The sequence below is a fragment of the Mycobacterium sp. GA-1285 genome (assembly GCF_001499905.1).
GTDB lineage: Bacteria > Actinomycetota > Actinomycetes > Mycobacteriales > Mycobacteriaceae > Mycobacterium.
The window spans coordinates 1-18586 of the sequence record NZ_LQIS01000015.1 but is presented as its reverse complement, the minus strand read 5'-3'; the positions used below and the strand labels follow the sequence as shown (position 1 = coordinate 18586).

At 67.5% G+C, this 18586-nt stretch carries 18 protein-coding genes; 5 read left to right on the top strand and 13 right to left on the bottom strand.

Annotated features, from left to right (window positions below):
* Positions 1-81 precede the first annotated feature (81 nt).
* Together AU193_RS11320 and AU193_RS11315 are read left to right on the top strand one after the other, a co-directional pair.
* Positions 82-414, top strand: a complete 333-nt coding sequence (locus AU193_RS11320) for a hypothetical protein (RefSeq protein WP_064422534.1) — start codon at positions 82-84, stop codon at positions 412-414.
* Between the two features lie 30 nt (positions 415-444).
* A complete protein-coding gene (locus AU193_RS11315; protein ID WP_064422481.1) occupies positions 445-1197 on the top strand; it encodes an enoyl-CoA hydratase in 753 nt (250 codons plus the stop codon).
* 5 nt (positions 1198-1202) lie between these two features.
* Here the strand turns inward: AU193_RS11315 and AU193_RS11310 are convergent, their stop codons facing one another.
* The 8 genes from AU193_RS11310 to AU193_RS11275 form a co-directional block, all read right to left on the bottom strand.
* The gene (locus AU193_RS11310) at positions 1203-2378 is read right to left on the bottom strand and encodes a dihydrolipoamide acetyltransferase family protein (RefSeq protein ID WP_064422480.1); all 1176 of its coding nucleotides are present in this window, start codon (positions 2376-2378) and stop codon (positions 1203-1205) included.
* Positions 2375-3382: an alpha-ketoacid dehydrogenase subunit beta gene (locus tag AU193_RS11305; RefSeq protein WP_253867769.1), complete on the bottom strand. Its 1008-nt coding sequence runs from the start codon at positions 3380-3382 to the stop codon at positions 2375-2377. Before AU193_RS11305 ends, AU193_RS11310 begins: the two co-directional genes overlap by 4 nt.
* A 61-nt stretch (positions 3383-3443) precedes the next feature.
* Positions 3444-4544, bottom strand: a complete 1101-nt coding sequence (pdhA, locus tag AU193_RS11300) for a pyruvate dehydrogenase (acetyl-transferring) E1 component subunit alpha (RefSeq protein ID WP_064422478.1) — start codon at positions 4542-4544, stop codon at positions 3444-3446.
* A 100-nt stretch (positions 4545-4644) separates the two neighbouring features.
* Positions 4645-5460, bottom strand: coding sequence for a CoA ester lyase (locus AU193_RS11295; RefSeq protein WP_064422477.1), 816 nt, complete (start codon positions 5458-5460; stop codon positions 4645-4647).
* Complete coding sequence (locus AU193_RS11290) at positions 5460-5972, bottom strand: MaoC family dehydratase (protein ID WP_064422476.1); 513 nt, start codon at positions 5970-5972, stop codon at positions 5460-5462. The genes AU193_RS11295 and AU193_RS11290 overlap by 1 nt, the downstream gene beginning before the upstream one ends.
* Entirely contained in the window at positions 5969-7129 is a 1161-nt protein-coding gene (locus AU193_RS11285; protein ID WP_064422475.1) for an acyl-CoA dehydrogenase family protein, read from the bottom strand. The genes AU193_RS11290 and AU193_RS11285 overlap by 4 nt, the downstream gene beginning before the upstream one ends.
* Positions 7130-7159: 30 nt before the next feature.
* The gene (locus AU193_RS11280) at positions 7160-9154 is read right to left on the bottom strand and encodes an acetyl/propionyl/methylcrotonyl-CoA carboxylase subunit alpha (RefSeq protein ID WP_064422474.1); all 1995 of its coding nucleotides are present in this window, start codon (positions 9152-9154) and stop codon (positions 7160-7162) included.
* 4 nt (positions 9155-9158) lie between these two features.
* The gene (locus AU193_RS11275; protein WP_064422473.1) at positions 9159-10709 is read right to left on the bottom strand and encodes a carboxyl transferase domain-containing protein; all 1551 of its coding nucleotides are present in this window, start codon (positions 10707-10709) and stop codon (positions 9159-9161) included.
* A 63-nt stretch (positions 10710-10772) separates the two neighbouring features.
* On the opposite strand from AU193_RS11275, the gene AU193_RS11270 reads away from it, so the two are divergent.
* A complete protein-coding gene (locus AU193_RS11270; protein ID WP_064422472.1) occupies positions 10773-11429 on the top strand; it encodes a TetR/AcrR family transcriptional regulator in 657 nt (218 codons plus the stop codon).
* Between the two features lie 20 nt (positions 11430-11449).
* Here the strand turns inward: AU193_RS11270 and AU193_RS23345 are convergent, their stop codons facing one another.
* From AU193_RS23345 to AU193_RS11260, 3 genes are all read right to left on the bottom strand, one after another.
* Positions 11450-11605, bottom strand: coding sequence for a DUF6131 family protein (locus AU193_RS23345; protein WP_165595612.1), 156 nt, complete (start codon positions 11603-11605; stop codon positions 11450-11452).
* A 33-nt stretch (positions 11606-11638) separates the two neighbouring features.
* Positions 11639-11848 carry a hypothetical protein gene (locus AU193_RS11265; protein ID WP_064422471.1) on the bottom strand — a complete coding sequence of 70 codons (210 nt, stop codon included), beginning with the start codon at positions 11846-11848 and terminating at the stop codon, positions 11639-11641.
* Positions 11849-11956: 108 nt separating this feature from the next.
* Positions 11957-13801, bottom strand: a complete 1845-nt coding sequence (locus tag AU193_RS11260) for a S9 family peptidase (RefSeq protein ID WP_064422533.1) — start codon at positions 13799-13801, stop codon at positions 11957-11959.
* A 125-nt stretch (positions 13802-13926) separates the two neighbouring features.
* On the opposite strand from AU193_RS11260, the gene AU193_RS11255 reads away from it, so the two are divergent.
* Positions 13927-14715 carry an MmpS family transport accessory protein gene (locus AU193_RS11255; protein WP_064422470.1) on the top strand — a complete coding sequence of 263 codons (789 nt, stop codon included), beginning with the start codon at positions 13927-13929 and terminating at the stop codon, positions 14713-14715.
* Here AU193_RS11255 and AU193_RS11250 read toward each other — a convergent pair.
* Positions 14712-16016 carry an MFS transporter gene (locus AU193_RS11250; protein ID WP_064422469.1) on the bottom strand — a complete coding sequence of 435 codons (1305 nt, stop codon included), beginning with the start codon at positions 16014-16016 and terminating at the stop codon, positions 14712-14714. The genes AU193_RS11255 and AU193_RS11250 overlap by 4 nt on opposite strands.
* Positions 16017-16042: 26 nt before the next feature.
* On the opposite strand from AU193_RS11250, the gene cmrA reads away from it, so the two are divergent.
* Entirely contained in the window at positions 16043-16849 is an 807-nt protein-coding gene (cmrA, locus tag AU193_RS11245) for a mycolate reductase (protein WP_064422468.1), read from the top strand.
* A gap of 72 nt (positions 16850-16921) precedes the next feature.
* Here the strand turns inward: cmrA and AU193_RS11240 are convergent, their stop codons facing one another.
* Positions 16922-18508, bottom strand: a complete 1587-nt coding sequence (locus tag AU193_RS11240) for a helicase HerA-like domain-containing protein (RefSeq protein WP_064422467.1) — start codon at positions 18506-18508, stop codon at positions 16922-16924.
* Between the last annotated feature and the right edge of the window lie 78 nt (positions 18509-18586).

Sequence of the window (18586 nt, the reverse complement as noted above, 5' to 3'; positions counted from 1 at the left end):
CCTTCGCCGAAGCGATCGGTCGATAGACTCGGCGACGTGAACCCAAGGCGTGGGATAGCCGCCGTCGTGTCCGCCGGCGTGATGGCCCTCGCGCTCGCGATACCCGCACACGCCGGCCCGCCGAGCTACGGCAGCAACGGCGTCTTCAACGTCAGCACGAACCCACGGCCGGGCTGGACGACCGCGTCGATCGAACCCGGCCGGTATCGGGTGGATCAGGCGCCGAGCATGTTCCCGTACCAGAGCGCACCGGGCTTCTGGTATCGGTGCCACAACTTCCCGTGCAGCCCCAGCTATCCGGGCAATCTGATCGCCTCGGGTGGGGCGATCCGCAACGTACCGACGTTCGTCGACATCTCGCCCACCGATGTCGCGGTGGCGCTGCACAACGTCACGCTCACCGTCGCCAACTGACGGCGCAACGGGGGTCACTAGGCTGAACCGGTGACTGATCCGGTACTGATCCACATCGAGGACCGCATCGCCGTCCTGACCGTCAACGACCCGGAGCGCCGCAACGCGGTCACATTCGAGATCTCCGCCGCGCTGCGCGAAGCCGTCGACGCCGCCGAGGCCGACCCGGATGTGCACGCGCTCATCGTCACCGGGGCGGGTAAGGCGTTCTGCGCCGGTGCGGATCTGAGTGCGCTCGGTTCGGCCACCGAGGACGGGTTGCGCAAGATCTACGACGGCTTCCTCGCCGTGGCCAACTGCGCACTGCCCACCGTCGCCGCGGTCAACGGTGCTGCCGTGGGCGCCGGGTTGAACCTGGCTCTGGCGGCCGACGTGCGAATCGCCGGGCCGGCCGCCCTGTTCGACCCGCGCTTCCAGAAGTTGGGCATCCATCCCGGCGGAGGCGCGACCTGGATGCTGCAGCGAGCGGTCGGTCCGCAGGCCGCCCGCGCGTCACTGCTGTTCGGCATGCGGTTCGACGCCGAAGCCGCGGTCCGGTACGGCCTGGCACTCGAGGTCGCCGACGACCCCGTGGCCGCGGCGAGGGAGCTGGCCACCGGGCCGGCGGGCGCGCCGCGCGAGGTGGTACTCGCGACCAAGGCGTCGATGCGGGCGACGGCCAACCCCGGCGTCGTCGACGTCGACCAGCATCGCATCGCGGTCGACACCGAACTCGGTCCGCAAGCCGCCTCGATCCTGTCCCCGGAGTTCCAGCAACGCCTGGCCGCGGCGCAACGGAAGTGACCGTGCTATAGATCGAGCAGCGCCGTGTCCGGTGCTTCGATCAGCCCGCGCAGTTCGCACAGAAACGCGGCCACTTGCGCACCGTCGGCGATCCGGTGGTCGAACGCGCAGGTCAGGTTCATCGTCGGCCGCGCGACGACCGCGTCGTCGACGACGACCGCACGGGGCTTGAGCGACCCGATGCCGAGGATGGCGGCTTCCGGGTGATTGATCACGGGCACTCCGTCGTCGAGGCCGAGCGCGCCGAAGTTGGACACGGTGAACGTCGAGCCCTGCAGTTCGGTCGGTCTCAGTGTGCCCGCCCGCGCACTGCGAATCAGCCGGGCCACCTCTTCGGCCAGTTCTCGGGTCGTCTTGAGGTGGGCATCGCTGACGACGGGAACCAACAAGCCACGCGGTGCCGCGACGCCGAATCCGAGGTGTATCGCCGAATGCAGGTGAATCTGCGCGCCGTCGGTGGTGTCGACCCACGTGGCGTTCAAGTTGGGGTGATGCCGCAGGGCGATGGTCAACAGCCGCAGCGTGAGCACGAACGGCGTGATCGGCGCTTCCTCGTCGGCACAGCCGCGCAGCCGATCGCGCAACCGCAGCAGGTTGGTCCCGTCCACCTGCACGGCGGTGTGGGCATCGGGGATCTGCTTGCGCGACATCACCATTCGACGCGCCATCTCGGCATGGACACCGCTTACGGTCACCATGTCGGGGCTGGGCGCGGACCTGCCCGCCGCAGCGAGTACGTCTTCGCGGGTGACGACTCCGTCGGGCCCGGAGCCCGTCAGCGCGCCCAGATCCACGTTCAGCTCGGCGGCCAGCTTGCGCACCGGCGGCTTGGCGCGGGCGCGGTGTGACGGCGGTGCGGCCGCTCGCCTGCTGTGGTCCATCGCGTCGTCGGCGCCGTACCCGACCAGCACGGGCTTGCGCTTCCCGGCGGGCGGTTCGGCCCCGGTGGCGATGCGCACCAGCGTTGCGCCGACCGATAACGTCTCGCCTTCGCGGCCGCCCACCTCGACCACGCGGCCCGCGTACGGGCTGGGAATCTCGACCTCGGCCTTGTTGGTCTCGACCGTGCACAGTGTCTGGTTGAGTTCGACGTCGTCGCCGACTGCGACGCTCCACGCGGTGATCGTCGCGTCCTCGAGGCCCTCCCCGAGATCGGGCACCAGGAAGTCCATCACGGTCATGGCTGCTCCAGGGTTCGTTCGATGCAGTCGAGCAGCCGATCGACCCCCGGCAGCCAGAGCTTCTCGAGTCGCGCCGGCGGATAAGGGGTGTCGAATCCGGTGGCCCGCAACACCGGCGCCTCGAGGTCGTAGAACAACTCCTCCTGGATGCGGGCCGCCAATTCGGCGCCGAAGCCCAACGTGCGGGGACCCTCGTGCATCACGACCACCCGGCCGGTGCGCCGCACCGATTCCGAAATCGCCTCGAAATCCAGCGGATTGAGCGTGCGCAGGTCGAGTACCTCGATGCTCCAACCATGGTGCTCGTCGGCGATGTCCGCCGCGCTCAGCGCGGTGGCGACCAGCGGGCCGTATGTCACGACGGTGACGTCGGCACCGCCGCGCCGTGTCGTCGCCCGGCCGAGCGGCAGACCGGGGGTGGAGGTGTCGACCGGCTCGCGTGCCCAGTACCGACGCTTGGGCTCGAGGTAGACGACGGGGTCGCGGCTCGTGATCGATTGCCGCAGAAGCCAATACGCATCCGATGGGGTGGACGGCACCACGACCTTCAGGCCCGCGGTGTGCAACCAGTAGGTCTCGGTCGACTCGGAATGGTGTTCAACCGCGCCGATGCCCCCGAAGGAGGGGATGCGGATGGTCACCGGCATGTCGACGTCGCCGTGCGTGCGCAACCGGTATTTCGCCAAATGGCTGACGATCTGATCGAAGGCTGGTGCGGCGAAGCCGTCGAACTGGATCTCGGGAACCGGGATCAGCCCGCGGACGGCCATGCCGATCGAGATCCCGACGATCGCCGACTCAGCCAGCGGAGTGTCGAAACACCGCTGGCTGCCGAAGGTTTCGGCCAGGCCCTCGGTGACCCGGAAGACACCGCCGAGGGTCGCGACGTCTTCACCGAACACCAGTACCCGGTCGTCGGAGGCCATCGCGTCGTGCAGTGCGCGGTTGATGGCCTGCGCCATGGTCAACGTGGGCGCATCGGTGACCGTAGGCACCGGCGTCATCAGCCGATCCGGCGGTTCGTCCTCGCCGAACATCGGTGGCCGTTCGATGATCTGCGTCATGTCACGCCTCCTTGGCGAGTTCGGCAGCGAGTTGCTCGCGTTGGGCGGCCAGGTCCGGCGTGATGTCGGAGTAGACCGCGTCGAACACCTCGGTGACATCGAAGTCCCCGGCACCGACGACCGCGTCACGTAGTTCGGCGCGCAGCCGTTTCGACCGGGCACTGATCCGCTCCTCGAGTCGGTCGGTCCACACCCCGGCCGACTGCAGATACGTGCGCAAGCGCGTGACCGGGTCGCGAGCCGCCCACTCCTGCACTTCTTCGAGCCTGCGGTATCGGTTCGGGTCGTCGGAGGTCGTGTGCGGGCCCATCCGGTAGGTGATGGCCTCGATCAGCGTCGGACCGCCGCCGTCGCGTGCCCGGTGCGCGGCCTCGGCGGTGACGGCGAAGCAGGCGAGCACGTCGTTGCCGTCGACGCGAACCCCCGGCATTCCGTAGCCGACGGCGCGGTGCGCGATGGAGGGCCCGGCCATCTGCTGGCGAACGGGCACCGAGATCGCCCATTGGTTGTTCTGGACGAAGAACACGCACGGCACGCGGTACACGGCGGCGAAGTTCAGCGCCTCGTGCACGTCACCCACGCTGGTGGCCCCGTCGCCGATGAACGCCAGCGTCACCGAGTCCTCGCCCAACCGCTGCGCCGCCATCGCCGCACCGACCGCGTGCAGAGCCTGTGTGCCGATCGGGATCGCGATCGGGGCCACACATTTGTCGGTGAAGCCCAACCCGCCGTGCCATCTCCCCCGCCACACCGCCGCGATCTGCGCCGGCATGATGCCGCGCACCAGAAAGGCGCCGATCTCGCGGTACTGCGGGAACAGCCAGTCCGTCTTGCGCAGGCACGCCGCAGCGCCGATCTGCGCGGCCTCCTGGCCCCGACACGATGCGAACAGCGCAAGCTCACCTTGTCGCTGCAGGTTGACGAACTCGCCGTCGAGATCCCGGGTGACGACCATCGTCTCGTAGAGCCATGCGAGCGTCTCCGGTGGAAGGTCTCGGCGGTATCGAGTCTGGGCGGTCGGCGTCCCGTCCGGGGCGACCAGTTGAACCGGCTCCATCTCGACGTCGAACGACTCGGGGGATGCCGAAACGGTCCCTGCCATACCGCCTCCTTGGGTCACTGACGGCGGATCGCGCCGTCAGGCGACTGAGGTGCTCAGCACGGAGGCGGTAGAGCAAAACCTCTGGTGTAGAGGCTGTCGGCTAGTCGCCGGGGTGGGGCGCTAGCTGGACGATGCGCTCTGCTCGCCGCAGCACTGGGGCATCCACCATTATGCCTTCGAACTGGAAGACGCCCCGGGCATCGCGGGCCGCGGCCAGCACGTGTCGCGCCCACTGCACCTGTGCGGCGGTCGGCGCATAACCCTCGCGGATCACCGCGACCTGGGTCGGATGGATAGCGACTTTCACGTCGAAGCCCACCGCCACCGCGTCGTCGACCTCGCCGCGCAGCCCGTCGAGGTTCTTGATGTCGAGGTACACCGAGTCCAGCGCCAACCGACCGTAGGCCTTGGCGGCCAGCAGCGTCTGTGACCGCACGTGCCGCGCCACCTCGCGGTAGCTGCCGTCGGGATACCGGTTGGCGGTGCCACCGGTCACCGCGAACAGGTCCTCGGCCCCCCACATCAACGCGACCGCGTTGCCGGTGCGCGCCAGGTCTGTCACGGCGAGCGCGCCGAGCGGGGTTTCGATCAGCACCACCACGTCCAGCGGCGCCAGTTCTCGCACCTGCTGTGGGTCCTCGGTCTTGGCGAGCATGACGGTGGTGTAGTCGGTCTTGGCCAGCGCCTCCAGGTCGAGGGGATGGTCGTTCGTGCCTGCGGGGTTGACGCGTACCACCGTCCGGTCCGGGTCGAGACGCGTCTCGATCAGCGCCGTGCGAGCGGCATCCCGGTCCTTGGCGGCGACGCCGTCCTCGAGGTCGAGGATCACGACGTCGGCTGCCGCGGCCGCCTTCTCGAACCGCTCCGGGCGGTCGGCCGGGCAGAACAGCCACGCGGGGCCCGTCGCGAGCGCCACTATGCTTCTCCTTCCGGGCGCTTGCGCACCATGGTCTTGCGCGACGCGGTGGCCACGATGTCGCCGTGCTGGTTGCGGCCGACGTGTGAGAACGTCACGATGCCCTCACCGGGCCGGCTCTTGGACTCCCGCTTCTCGAGCACCTCGGACTCCGCGTACAGCGTGTCGCCGTGGAAAAGTGGCTTGGGAAAAGCGATTTCGCCGAAGCCGAGGTTGCCGACGATGGTGCCCTGCGTCAGCTGCGTCACCGACAACCCGACCAGGGTCGACAGTGTGAACATCGAGTTGACCAGCCGCTGGTTGAACGGCGGCAGGGCGTCGGAGAATGCGGCGTCCAGATGCAGCGCTTGGGTGTTCATGGTCAACGTCGTGAACAGAACGTTGTCGGCCTCGGTGATGGTGCGTCCGGGTCGGTGCTGATAGAGCACGCCGGTCTCGAACTCCTCGTACCACAGTCCGCGCTGGACGACTATCTTCTTCTCACTCGGTGTCTGATCGTTCGATCCGTTCACAGGCCCAGCTCCCGACCGATCAGCATCAACTGCACTTCGGTTGTGCCCTCACCGATTTCGAGAATCTTGCTGTCGCGGTAGTGCCGCGCGACGGAGTACTCGTTCATGAAGCCGTAACCGCCGAAGATCTGAGTGGCGTCGCGCGCGTTGTCCATCGCGGCCTCGCTGGCCACCATTTTGGCGATCGACGCCGCCTTCTTGAACGGCTTGCCGGCCAGCATCAGCGCGGCGGCGTCGTAGTACGCCGTGCGGGCGACGTGGGCCCGCGTCTCCATGCGCGCGATCTTGAAGGCGATCGCCTGGTAGCTGCCGATCGCGGCGCCGAACGCCTCACGTTCCTTGGCGTACTTGACCGATTCGTCGACGCACCCCTGGGCCGCGCCGACCGACAGCGCGGCGATCGCGATGCGGCCCTCGTCGAGGATGCGAAGGAAGTTCGCATATCCCCTGCCGCGTTCGCCGAGCAGGTTCTCCTCCGGCACGCGCACGTCGTCGAAGCTCAGCGGGTGGGTATCGGAGGCGTTCCAGCCCACCTTGTTGTACGCCGGTTCGGCGGTGAAACCGTCGATGGGCACCGGAACGAGGATCGACGAGATCTCTTTCTTGCCTGCGGTTTCGCCGGTGACGGCAGTGACGGTGACGAGCTTGGTGATGTCGGTGCCCGAGTTGGTGATGAACTGCTTCGACCCGTTGATGACCCAGTGGCCGTCGTCGAGCCGAGCGGTCGTCTTGGTGGCGCCCGCGTCGCTACCCCCGCCGGCCTCGGTGAGGCCGAACGCGCCGAGCGCCTTACCACTTGCCAACAGCGGCAGCCACTCCTGCTTCTGCTTGTCGGTGCCGAACCGGTACACCGGCATCGCGCCCAGCGACACACCCGCCTCCAGCGTGATCGCCACGCTCTGGTCGACCTTGCCGAGTTCTTCCAACGCCAGGCACAGCGCGAAGTAGTCGCCGCCCATACCGCCGAACTCCTCGGGGAACGGCAGACCGAACAGTCCCATGTCGGCCATTCCCGCGACGACTTCGTACGGAAACGAGTGTTCCTCGTCGTGTTTGGCGGCGACGGGTGCCACCACGCTCTGGGCGAAGTCGCGGACCGTCTTGGCCAGCTGCTCGTAGTGGTCGGGAAGTGCCCCGGTGGCCAGAACGTTATTCATGCGCGATCCGCTCCGCTTCTCGCTTGCGTGTCATGATTTCTCCTCCTCGACGGTCGGGTCCGCTGTGACCTTCGCCAGCTGTTGCCCCACCTTGACCTGATCACCTTCGGCGACAAGGAGTTTCACCACGCCGTCGACCGGCGCGGCCAGCGCGTGTTCCATCTTCATGGCCTCGACCGTCACCACGACGGTGCCCGCTGTCACCCGATCGCCGTCGGTCACCCCGACGGCCACCACCGAACCCGGCATCGGGCTGGTCAGTTCCGCGTCGCCGCTGTGCGCGTCGTCGGGTCGCACCGGCGCTTCGCGAACCTCGTCGACCGCCAGGGTGCGGCCTGCACCCGCCAGCCAGATCCGGTGGTCATCGGCGGCCACGACGTAATCCGTACGCATTCCGTCGAAGGTGACCGCGAGCCGGTCGTCGGCCAGTGACACCGAGAGCGAACGCGGTCGGCCGTCCTCGATCGCCGCACTTCCCGACGACGGTGTCCCGGTGAGGTGAACGTGGTCGACACGGTCACCGGACCGCAGCCGGTACGTCGTCGGCGCGTGACGGCCCATCCGCCAGCCCGAAGGAACCGCCCATAGGTCACCGACCGGGTGTGGCCACGCATGCAGCCAGGTGTACGCCGCTGCGGCGACCAGGTCGACATCCTGCGCGGTCGCGGCGCGGAAGTCCGGACTGCGACGGTCAAGCAGACCGGTATCGAGGCGTCCCGCCGCGACGTCGGGATCGGCGAGCAGGAACCGCAGGAATTCGACGTTGGTGGTGAGCCCCAGGACCGCGGTGTGCGCCAGCGCCCGGTCCAGCGCCCGCAGGGCCGCCGTCCGGTCGACGGCATGCGCGATGACCTTCGACAGCATGGGGTCGTAGTCGCTGCCGATCACCGAACCCGGGGCGAGCCCCGAGTCAACGCGAATGCCGGGCCCCTGTGGCTCGGCGAGGTCCAAGACCCTGCCGCCCGTGGGCAGGAACCCGCGTCCGGGATCTTCGGCGTAGACCCGGGCCTCGATCGCGTGCCCGGTCATGGAGATGTCGTCCTGCGCGATGGCCAGCTTCTCGCCCGCGGCGATCCTCACCTGCTGTTCGACGAGGTCGATGCCGGTGACCATCTCAGTGACCGGATGCTCGACCTGGAGGCGTGTGTTCATCTCCATGAAGAAGAACTCGTCGGGCCGGTCGGCGGACACGATGAACTCGACGGTGCCCGCACCGGTGTAGTCGACGCTGCGCGCCGTATCGCATGCCGCCGCACCGATTCTCGTGCGCGTCGCCTCGTCCAGTAACGGTGACGGCGCCTCCTCGATGACCTTCTGATGACGGCGCTGCAGGCTGCATTCGCGTTCGCCCAGATGTATGACGTTGCCGTAGCCGTCGGCGAGCACCTGCACCTCGATGTGCCGCGGATTCAACACGAACCGTTCCAAGAACAGCGTGTCGTCACCGAACGCGGCGGCCGCCTCCCGGCGCGCACCGGCCAGCGCGGCCGGTAACTCGGTCGGCTCGTGCACGACGCGCATGCCCTTGCCGCCGCCGCCCGCCGAGGGTTTCACCAGCACAGGGAAACCGACATCGCCGGCACCGGCGATGAGGTCCTCGTCGGTCAGACCGGGGCGGGAAACACCGGGCACCACCGGCACACCGAACGCCGACACCGCCGCCTTGGCCGCGATCTTGTCGCCCATGGTCTGGATCGCAGCGACCGGCGGGCCGATGAACACGATTCCGGCGTCCTGCAGCGCCGCGGCGAATTGCGCGTTCTCCGACAGGAATCCGTACCCCGGGTGCACGGCTTGTGCGCCGGTGCGCCGAGCCGCTGCGACCACAGCGTCGATATCGAGGTAGCTCTGTCTGGCCGCAGACGGTCCGATGTGGACCGCGACGTCGGCCTCAGCGACATGGCGGGAACCCGCGTCGGCGTCACTGAACACCGCGACCGATCGGATGCCCATGGCGCGCAGTGTGCGGATCACGCGGACGGCGATCTCGCCTCGGTTGGCCACAAGGACGGTGTGAAAGTTCATGTCCTCACATCCGGAAGACGCCGTAGGAGATGGACTCGAGCGGTGCTTGACCGACCGCCGACAGGGCCAGTCCGAGAACCGTTCTGGTGTCGGCCGGGTCGATCACCCCGTCGTCCCACAGTCGGGCCGTCGAATAATACGGATTGCCCTGGTGCTCGTACTGCGCGCGGATCGGCGCCTTGAAGTTCTCCTCCTCCTCGGGGGTCATCTCGCCGCGTACGGTCGCCAGCACCGATGCGGCCTGCTCGCCGCCCATCACCGAAATCCGGGCGTTGGGCCACATCCACAGGAACCTCGGCGAATACGCGCGCCCGCACATCGAGTAGTTACCCGCCCCGTACGAGCCGCCGATGACCACGGTCAGCTTCGGCACCCGCGCGCACGCCACCGCGGTGACCATCTTCGCGCCGTGTTTGGCGATGCCGCCTGCTTCGTAATCGCGTCCGACCATGAATCCGGAGATGTTCTGCAGGAACACCAGAGGCGTGTTGCGTTTGTCGCAGAGCTCGATGAAATGGGCTCCCTTGAGGGCCGATTCGCCGAACAGCACGCCGTTGTTGGCGACGATGCCGATCGGATGGCCGTGGATGCGGCCGAACCCGGTGACCAGGGTGGTGCCGTATTCGGCCTTGAATTCGGCGAATTCGCCCCCGTCGACGATGCGCGTGACGACTGCGTGGACGTCGTAGGGAACGCGCGGGTCCACCGGCACCACATCGTAGAGCTCGTGCTGATCGGCCACCGGGTCCACAGTCGGCCAGACATCCCAGGGCAGCGGCTCGCGGGGGCCGAGCGTGGCGACGATGCGGCGCACGATGCGCAGGGCGTCGCGGTCGTCGTGCGCCAAATGGTCTGTCACACCGGAAGTTCTGGAATGCAGATCGCCCCCGCCCAGTTCCTCGGCGGTGACCACCTCGCCGGTCGCCGCCTTCACCAGCGGTGGGCCGCCGAGGAAGATCGTGCCCTGGTTGCGCACGATCACCGCCTCGTCGCTCATCGCGGGCACGTAAGCCCCACCGGCAGTGCAGGATCCGAGTACCGCCGCGATCTGCGCGACGCCCTGGGCGGACAGGTTGGCCTGGTTGTAGAAGATGCGCCCGAAATGGTCGCGGTCGGGAAACACCTCGTCTTGTCGCGGCAGGAACGCCCCGCCGGAATCGACGAGATAGATGCACGGCAACCGGTTCTGGCCGGCGACTTCCTGGGCCCGCAGGTGCTTCTTGACCGTGATCGGGTAGTAGGTGCCGCCCTTGACGGTGGCGTCGTTGGCGACGACCACACATTCCCGGCCCGACACACGACCGATGCCCGTGATCATGCCCGCGCCCGGACACTCGTCGTCGTACATGCCGTCGGCGGCTAACGGGGACAGTTCGAGGAACGGACTGCCCGGGTCCAGCAAGCCGTCCACCCGGTCGCGCGGCAACAGCTTGCCGCGGCTGACGTGACGTTCGCGCGCCCGCTCGGGACCGCCCAGTGCCGCCGCGGCGAGCTTGGATCGCAGTTCGTCGACCAGCGCGAGATGCTGCTCGCGATGTGAAGGCCGCGGTGCCATCGGAGAACCGTTCGTTGAGTTAATGACGACTAACCCGTGGTATGTTAGTCACGATTAACCGAGATGTCTACAGCGGGCGGAGGCACGGTGTCCCCTACTCCTGTCTCTCAGGCGTCCACGACCACCCGGCGCAGTAAGGCGAAATCCGACCGCCGATCCCAGTTGATCGCCGCGGCGGAACGCCTGGTGGCCGAGCGAGGCTACCTCGCGGTGCGGCTGGAGGACATCGGCGCCGCGGCAGGAGTCAGCGGGCCCGCGATCTACCGGCACTTCCCCAACAAGGAGGCGCTGTTGGTCGAGTTGCTGGTCGGCATCAGCACGCGCCTACTCGCCGGCGCCACCGACGTCGTCGCGCGTGCCGACGAACCGACGTCCGCCCTCGACGGCCTGATCGACTTCCACCTGGACTTCGCCCTCGGCGAGTCGAACCTCATCCGCATCCAGGATCGCGATCTCGCCAATCTGCCGGCAGCGGCCAAACGCCAGGTGCGCAGGGCGCAACGGCAGTACGTCGAGATCTGGGTTGATGTGCTGCGGCAGGTCAACGACTCACTGGCGGAGGCCGATGCCCGGCTGATGGCACACGCGACGTTCGGGCTGTTGAACTCGACGCCGCACGCCCTCAAACCCAGCAACACGAAAACGGCCGGGGCCAGACCGCGGACCGTCTTGAAAGCCATGACGGTCGCGGCGCTGACCTCGGCCGCTCGGGACGCTTGAGGCGTCTACGACCAGGACGCTTAGTACCAGGCTCGTCTGCCGCCGACCGGGCGGCCCATGGATCCCAGGATCCAGAAGACCGCTCCGATGACCATGAGCACGATGCCGATGGTCCACAGAATATTGATCCCGAAGATCAGTCCGAGGATGAGGAGGATCGCTCCGAGGATGATCATTGGTATTCCTTTCGAATAGGCGAAGCCAGTGCACTACTGGCTTGGTTGGGGCACGTTGCAGTTTTCAACCTTGGGGTTGACACCCGCATAGTTCAGCGGACCGACAACCACCGTCAAAGCGATGCTTCCCGCTGTTGCGCAATTGGTTTCGCTGGTCTGAAAGTAGCCACGTTGATACGCGGCGAATGCGCCGATCAGCAACCAGACGAGCACCAGAACGCCGATGATTCCGCCACCACGCATGCTGCGCCTCCTTTGTCGCGCCCAATCGACGCGTGCGAGGCGTTTACCCGGCAGGCAATTTCGGTAAACGTGGCTACGGCGACGATTCGGTCACGACCTGCGACGCGGTCACGCGCTGCGGTGCGGGCCGAAAGCCGCAATCAGCCACTCGCGCATGGCTTTGACAAGTACTGCGCGATTCTCGCGCCGGTCGATTTCGTGGCCGTCGTCGTCGAACATCAGCAGTTCGACTCTCCGGTTGAGCGCCTGCAGCGCTTCGAACATTTGCTGAGATTCGCTTGGGGGAACGTTGGTGTCGTTGGCGCCGTGCACCAACAGCAACGGCGCGGTCATCTTCTCGACTCGCTGCAACGGCGACAGCCGTTCGAGTAGTTCGCGGTCGCCGACCGGGTGGCCGTACTTCGGATATGCAGCGGCTGCGATCCACGGTTCGGTGTTGCGGTACCAGGTGTTCAGATCGCTCATACCGCAGATGCTGATCCCGGCGGCGAACCGGTCGGCGTGGAAGGTGAGCGCCGCCTGGGTGAGGTAGCCGCCGTAGGACCACCCGCAGCACGCGATCCGGTCGGCCGGAGCGACCCCACGCTCGACAAGATAGTCGACCGCGTCGGCGACGTCGTCGATCGCGGCGAACCGTCGCTCCTTGTCGTCGGCGTGCATGAACGTCCTGCCGAAACCGCCCGAGCCGCGGACGTTGGGCAGGAACACACTGATGCCTTCCTCGAGCAGCGCCGGGAAGAACTCGTTATAGCCGGGTCTGCCCTGGCCCTCCGGACCACCGTGCAGGAACAGCATCGCGCCGATCGTCGGGACGCCGTCGCGCGGCCGGAAGAGCCAACCGGTGAATTCCATGCCGTCGCGTGCCGTGACCTTTTCCAGTGTCGGGTCGGGCGCCACCGGTCCGGAGCTGGGCTCGCGGTCGACGATCTCCCACTCCCCCGTACGCGGGTCGACCAGCTCGACGGTCGGCGGGGTCGACGGGCCTTCGACGGTCATCGCCAACATCGAGCCACCCGCGCTGATGCTCAGCTGGCTGGCCACCATCCCGGGCAGCGGTATCGGCGGCTGGGGCGTGTGGTCGGTCCGTTCGATGATCTGTAATTCGCTGGCGCCGTGGATGTTCCAGAGGACGGCCACGGTCGACAGATCGTCGCTCACGGTGAACTCGTCGAGTTCATAGCCGGGACGTTCGGCGACGACCTGATAGGCCACGCCGTCGGCGGTGACCGTCACCTCCAGAAGCCGCGCATGCTCGACACCGTTCTCGCTGCGGATCAGGGCCCGCACATAGCCTTCCGTGCTGTTGGCGTCGCCGTAGCTACTCGCCGGCTGGTACAGCTTGGTGAGCTCGCCTTCGAGCCCGGCTCGCAGCCGGCGTGCGTAGTGGTCGTCGAGGATGATGCCGGTGTCCGTGGTCGATCCTGGATCGTATGGCAGCAGTGCGGTTTCGGTACCTCCGCGCAGCATGATCAGATCCCGGTAGCCGCGTGGTCCCACCCGCACGAGTGCGGCGCCGGCCCAGGCGTCGACGAGACGGCCGCCCGAGCGGCGGTCCAGCACGGTGGTGCGACCGGAGGCGGGGTCGATCAGGCACGAGCTACCCACACCGTCCTCGCCGGTGAGGATCGCCGCCACCAGGGTGCCGTCCCAGTTGATCAGTTCGGCGGTGCCCTCGGGCGCTCCAGCCGGCCACGAGTCGATGCGGCGGGCGTCGCGATCGTCGGGATCGGTTGTCACGACCCAGATCTGGGTGCGCGTGCTGCCTTCGGGCGCGACTTCGCAGGCGAGCCAGTGGCCGTCGGCCGAGTGCAGTACCCGCGTCACCGGGCCTTCGACCGGCAGCTCGACGTCTCGCGACGAACTCGCCCGCCAACCCCGAAGGAAACGCTGTACCGCTCGGGGGAAGCCACCGTCGTCGACCAGATGCGCGAATGCGGTGGCGTCCGGCGACATGGATGCGCCGTAGACTCTGCGAACCTGCTCTCCCACCGGACCAATTGTGCATACCCAGGCAAGTCGAGTGACGACCTGCACCTGTTGGGCGGGCGCACAGGTACCCTCGCACGCATGAGGTGGGTATGACCGGTACACCACAGCCCGGCCGCGACGAGCAGTCGGGCTTCGGCGGTCGCGGGGAGCAACCGCAGGGATACGGCTACTCCGGATACAGCGATCCGGCATACGCCAGCCAGGCCTACGGCCCCACCTATCAGGCGCCGCCCGAACCCGCTCCGACGCAGCATCTGCCGCCGTACGGCGCGTACGGGTACGAGGCCTACGGCTCCGGCCAGTACGGGGCGCCCTACCCGTCGGGCGATCCGACCCCGCCGCCGGAGGACCCGAAGTCACCCCGCTGGTTGTGGGTCGCGGCGGGTATCGCGGTGCTGACCGTGCTCGGCCTGGTGATCGCGCTGGTCGTCGTCAACAGTTCACAGCAGCAGACGGTCGTCGCGCCGCCCCCGATGCAGGAACCCGACTTCACCACGCCGATCCCGACGACGACACCGCGCCCGACGGTTCCACGCACGACGCGGCCGACCGTTCCCGCGGTTCCCACGCCGCCCAGTACTCCCAGCACTCCCGGCACGACGACTCCCGGCGTCACTCAGAGCGTCGTCTACGTCGTCAGCGGCTCCGGGCGAGCGATCAACATCACCTACGTCGACACCGGCGGTGTGCTGCAGACCGAGTTCAACGTGATGCTGCCCTGGAGTAAAGAAGTGGAGTTGTCCGAGTCCGCGGCGGCGACGGCGAGCATCAGCATCATCAACGTCGGTCGCGAGGTGAACTGTTCGATCTCCGTCGACGGCTCGGTGGTGCAGAAACGCACGGGGTCGGGTCTGACCATCTGCACGGCCAGCAGTTAGGCGGGCGCGCGGCGCGGAACCCGCACGGCGAGCATCGCCACCAGTCCGGCAGCCAGGACCACGACCAGCCCGCCCATCCCCGCACGGTCGGTGCCGAAGACGGCGATGAAGACGGAGAACAGCATCGGCGCAAGGTACGAAACAGCACGGCCCGTGGTCGTGTAGAGGCCGAACGCGACGCCCTCCTTACCGTGGGCGGACATGCGCAGCATCAGCGTCCGCGCGGCGGACAGCGTCGGCCCGATGAACAGGCAGAGCAGCAGTCCGCAGATCCAGAACGCCAGCCCCCCGTTGAGCGACATCAAAATCAGGCCCACGGCGATCATCGCGCTCAGCGAGACGACGATGACGGGTTTGGCGCCGAACCGGTCGTCGAGCCATCCACCGCCGACGGCGCCGACTGCGGCGACGGTGCTGGCGCACACCCCGAACAGCAGCACATCGGCCTCGGAGACGCCGTACACCCGCACGCCGAGCACCGCCCCGAACGCGAATATGCCTGTCAGACCGTCGCGGAACACCGCGCTGGCGATCAGGTAGTACACGACGTTGTGGTCACGGCGCCATTCGCTGCGGATGTCGGTCCACAGCTTGCGGTATCCGCCGATGAACCCGACGCCCCGCTCCAGCGGTCCCGGTTTCTCCGTGGGAACGGCGATGAGCACCGGCAAGGCGAACAGTCCGAACCAGACGGCCGTGAACACCATGGCAGCCCTGACGTTCTGGCCGTCGTCGACCGGCAGGTGCAACATCCCGCCGTCGCCCGAGATGAACCCGAGGTAGACCACCAGCAGCAAGGTGACACTGCCGAAATAGCCTAGCCCCAAACCGAATCCGGAGATCTGGCCGGATGTCTGCGGTGTCGAGAGCTGTCGCAGCATCGCGTTGTAGGGGACTGTGGCAAGTTCGTTGCACGCCGACACGCAGCCCATGAGCACCAGGCCGAGGGCCAGGTAGCGGTAGTCGTCGCGAACCAGGCTCATCGCCGAGATGAGCACCACGGCCACCGCGCTGAGCACGGCCAGGACGCGGCGCCGTCGCCATGGTGCGTCGACCCACACCCCGGTGACCGGTGCGAGCAGGGCCACGACCAATCCGGCCGCGCCCAGCGCCCAGCCGAGCCAGCTGGTCGCGCTGGTCTCGCCGGGCAGATCATCGCCGACGGAGTTCGTCAGGTAGATCGAGAAGACGAAGGTCACGACCACCGCGTTCAAACCGGTCGCCCCGAAATCCCACAGTGCCCACGAGACGATCTGCCGACGCGCAGCCGGGGACCGGTCGGAATCGGGTGGGTGGCTCATGGTCCGCCCACGATATAGTCCGCCCCATGTCAGTACCCGCACCCAGCGCGGACGCCCGGGCAGTCGTCACCGGCGCGTCGCAGAACATCGGCGAGGCGCTGGCCGCCGAGCTCGCTGCCCGCGGACACCACCTGATCATCACTGCGCGCCGCGAGGACGTGCTGCGGGCGTTGGCGGACCGGCTCACCGAGCAGTACGGCGTGACGGTGGAGGTGCGACCCGTCGATCTGGCTGATCCGACCGAGCGCACCAAGCTGTGCGACGAGTTGGCGGCGCGCGACATCTCGATCCTGTGCGCGAACGCTGGCACCGCGACGTTCGGTCCGGTGGCGGCGCTGGATCCAGCGGACGAGAAGGCACAGGTTCAGCTCAACGTGCTCGGCGTGCACGACCTCGTGCTCGCCGTCTTGCCGGGAATGGTGCAGCGCAAGGCCGGCGGGATCCTCATTTCCGGTTCGGCCGCGGGCAATTCGCCGATCCCCAACAATGCGACCTACGCGGCCACCAAGGCGTTCGTCAACACGTTCAGCGAGTCACTGCGGGGGGAGCTCAAGAAGGTCGGCGTGCACGTGACGCTCCTCGCGCCCGGACCCGTGCGCGAGACCCTGCCCGATTCCGACGAGCAGTCGTTGGTGGAGAAGCTTATTCCAGACTTCCTGTGGATCTCCACGCAGTACACCGCCAAACAGTCGTTGGATGCGTTGGAGCGCAACAAGATGCGCGTCGTCCCCGGCGTGACGTCGAAGGCGATGTCGGTTGCGGCGGGGTACACGCCGCGGGCGATCGTGACACCGATCGTCGGTGCGGTCTACAAGAAGCTCGGCGGTGGCTGAGCCGTCTTCCTCCCGCGAATAGGAATCCCGGTCCTCAGGCTCACAGCCGCGAAGCTGTTTGGTGCTTGCCGCTCAGCGACGGCGACGGCTGCGCCTGCGGCCGGTGCCGAAGATGCTGCGGGTGATTTCGCGGCCGATCACCGTGCCCGCCGAACGCATCGCGCTCCTGAACGCCGGGCTGTTGACCACTTTCTCCACCGTCGAGGGCTCGGCGGTTTCACGCGACCTCACCGGACCCGAGGCGCTCGCATCGCCGGCCTCCGGGGGCAGCGGCGGCGGCAAAGCGGGTTCGTCCGGCGGCGCCAACCGTGCGTTGAGGCGCTCATAAGCCGACTCCCGGTCGATGGTCTGCCCGTATTCCCCTTGTAGCGCACTGGCTTTCGCGGCGGCAGAGATCGCCTCGGTACCGATGGAGTCCATCAGCGACCGCGGCGCGCGCATCCTGGTCCACGCCACCGGGGTCGGCGCGCCCTTCTCCGACAACACGGTGACGATCGCCTCACCGATGCCGAGCGATGTCAAGGCCGACTTCAGTTCGTACACATCGGTTTTCGGGTACGTTCGCACGGTCTTGGACAGCGCCTTGTCATCGTCGGGCGTGAACGCGCGCAGCGCGTGCTGAATGCGGGCACCCAACTGGGAAAGCACGTCGTTGGGCACGTCGGTCGGCAGTTGCGTGCAGAAGAACACGCCGACTCCTTTGGACCGGATCAACTTGACCGTCTGCTCGACCTGTTCGAGGAATGCCTTGGACGCGTCGGTGAACAATAGGTGAGCCTCGTCGAAGAAGAACACCAGCTTCGGTTTGTCGACGTCGCCGACCTCCGGAAGCGTCGCGAACAGGTCGGCGAGCACCCACATCAGGAAGGTGGAGAACATCACCGGACGGGCGGCCGTGCTGCCGAGCTCGAGCAGCGTGATGATGCCGCGACCCTGCTCGTCGACCCGCAGCAGGTCCTCGGGCTCCAGTTCGGGCTCGCCGAAGAACGTGTCGCCGCCGTCGGCCTCGAGATTGATCAGCGCTCGCAGGATCACCCCCGCGGTCGCGGTCGACACCGCGCCGAGCGCCTTGAGCTGGGGCTTGCCCTCGTCGCTGGTCAGGTACTGGATCACCGCGCGCAGGTCCTTGAGGTCCAGCAGCGATAGCCCCTGCTGGTCGGCCCAGTGGAAGATCAGGCCCAGGGTCGACTCCTGCGTAGCGTTGAGCCCCAGCACCTTCGACAGCAGAATCGGCCCGAAGCTGGAGATCGTCGCTCGGACCGGCACCCCGATACCCGCGGTCCCCAACGACAGGAATTCGACCGGATAGGCCGTCGGCGCCCAGTCGTCACCGGTCTCGGCGGCCCGTGCGGTGATGTTCTCGTTGGCCTCGGCGGGCCGCGACAGCCCCGAGAGGTCCCCCTTGACGTCGGCCATCAGGCACGGCACGCCCGCCGCCGAAAGCTGTTCGGCCAGCGCTTGAAGGGTCTTCGTCTTGCCGGTGCCGGTGGCGCCGGCGACCAACCCGTGGCGGTTGACGGTGGCCAGCGGAATTCGCACTTGTGCGGCCGGATCACACACCCCGTCGACGACGACCGAACCGAGCTCGAGAGCGGGCCCCTCGGGGGCGTAGCCTGCGGCGATCTGCTGCGCCGGAGTGGGCGTGGACTCAATGGCCATGGGTTTCTCCTATGTCAAGCCGCTGCCGGTTGGCAAGGCTCTTGTCGGTTGGTTTGGTCGGTGTGGAGATGGCCGAAG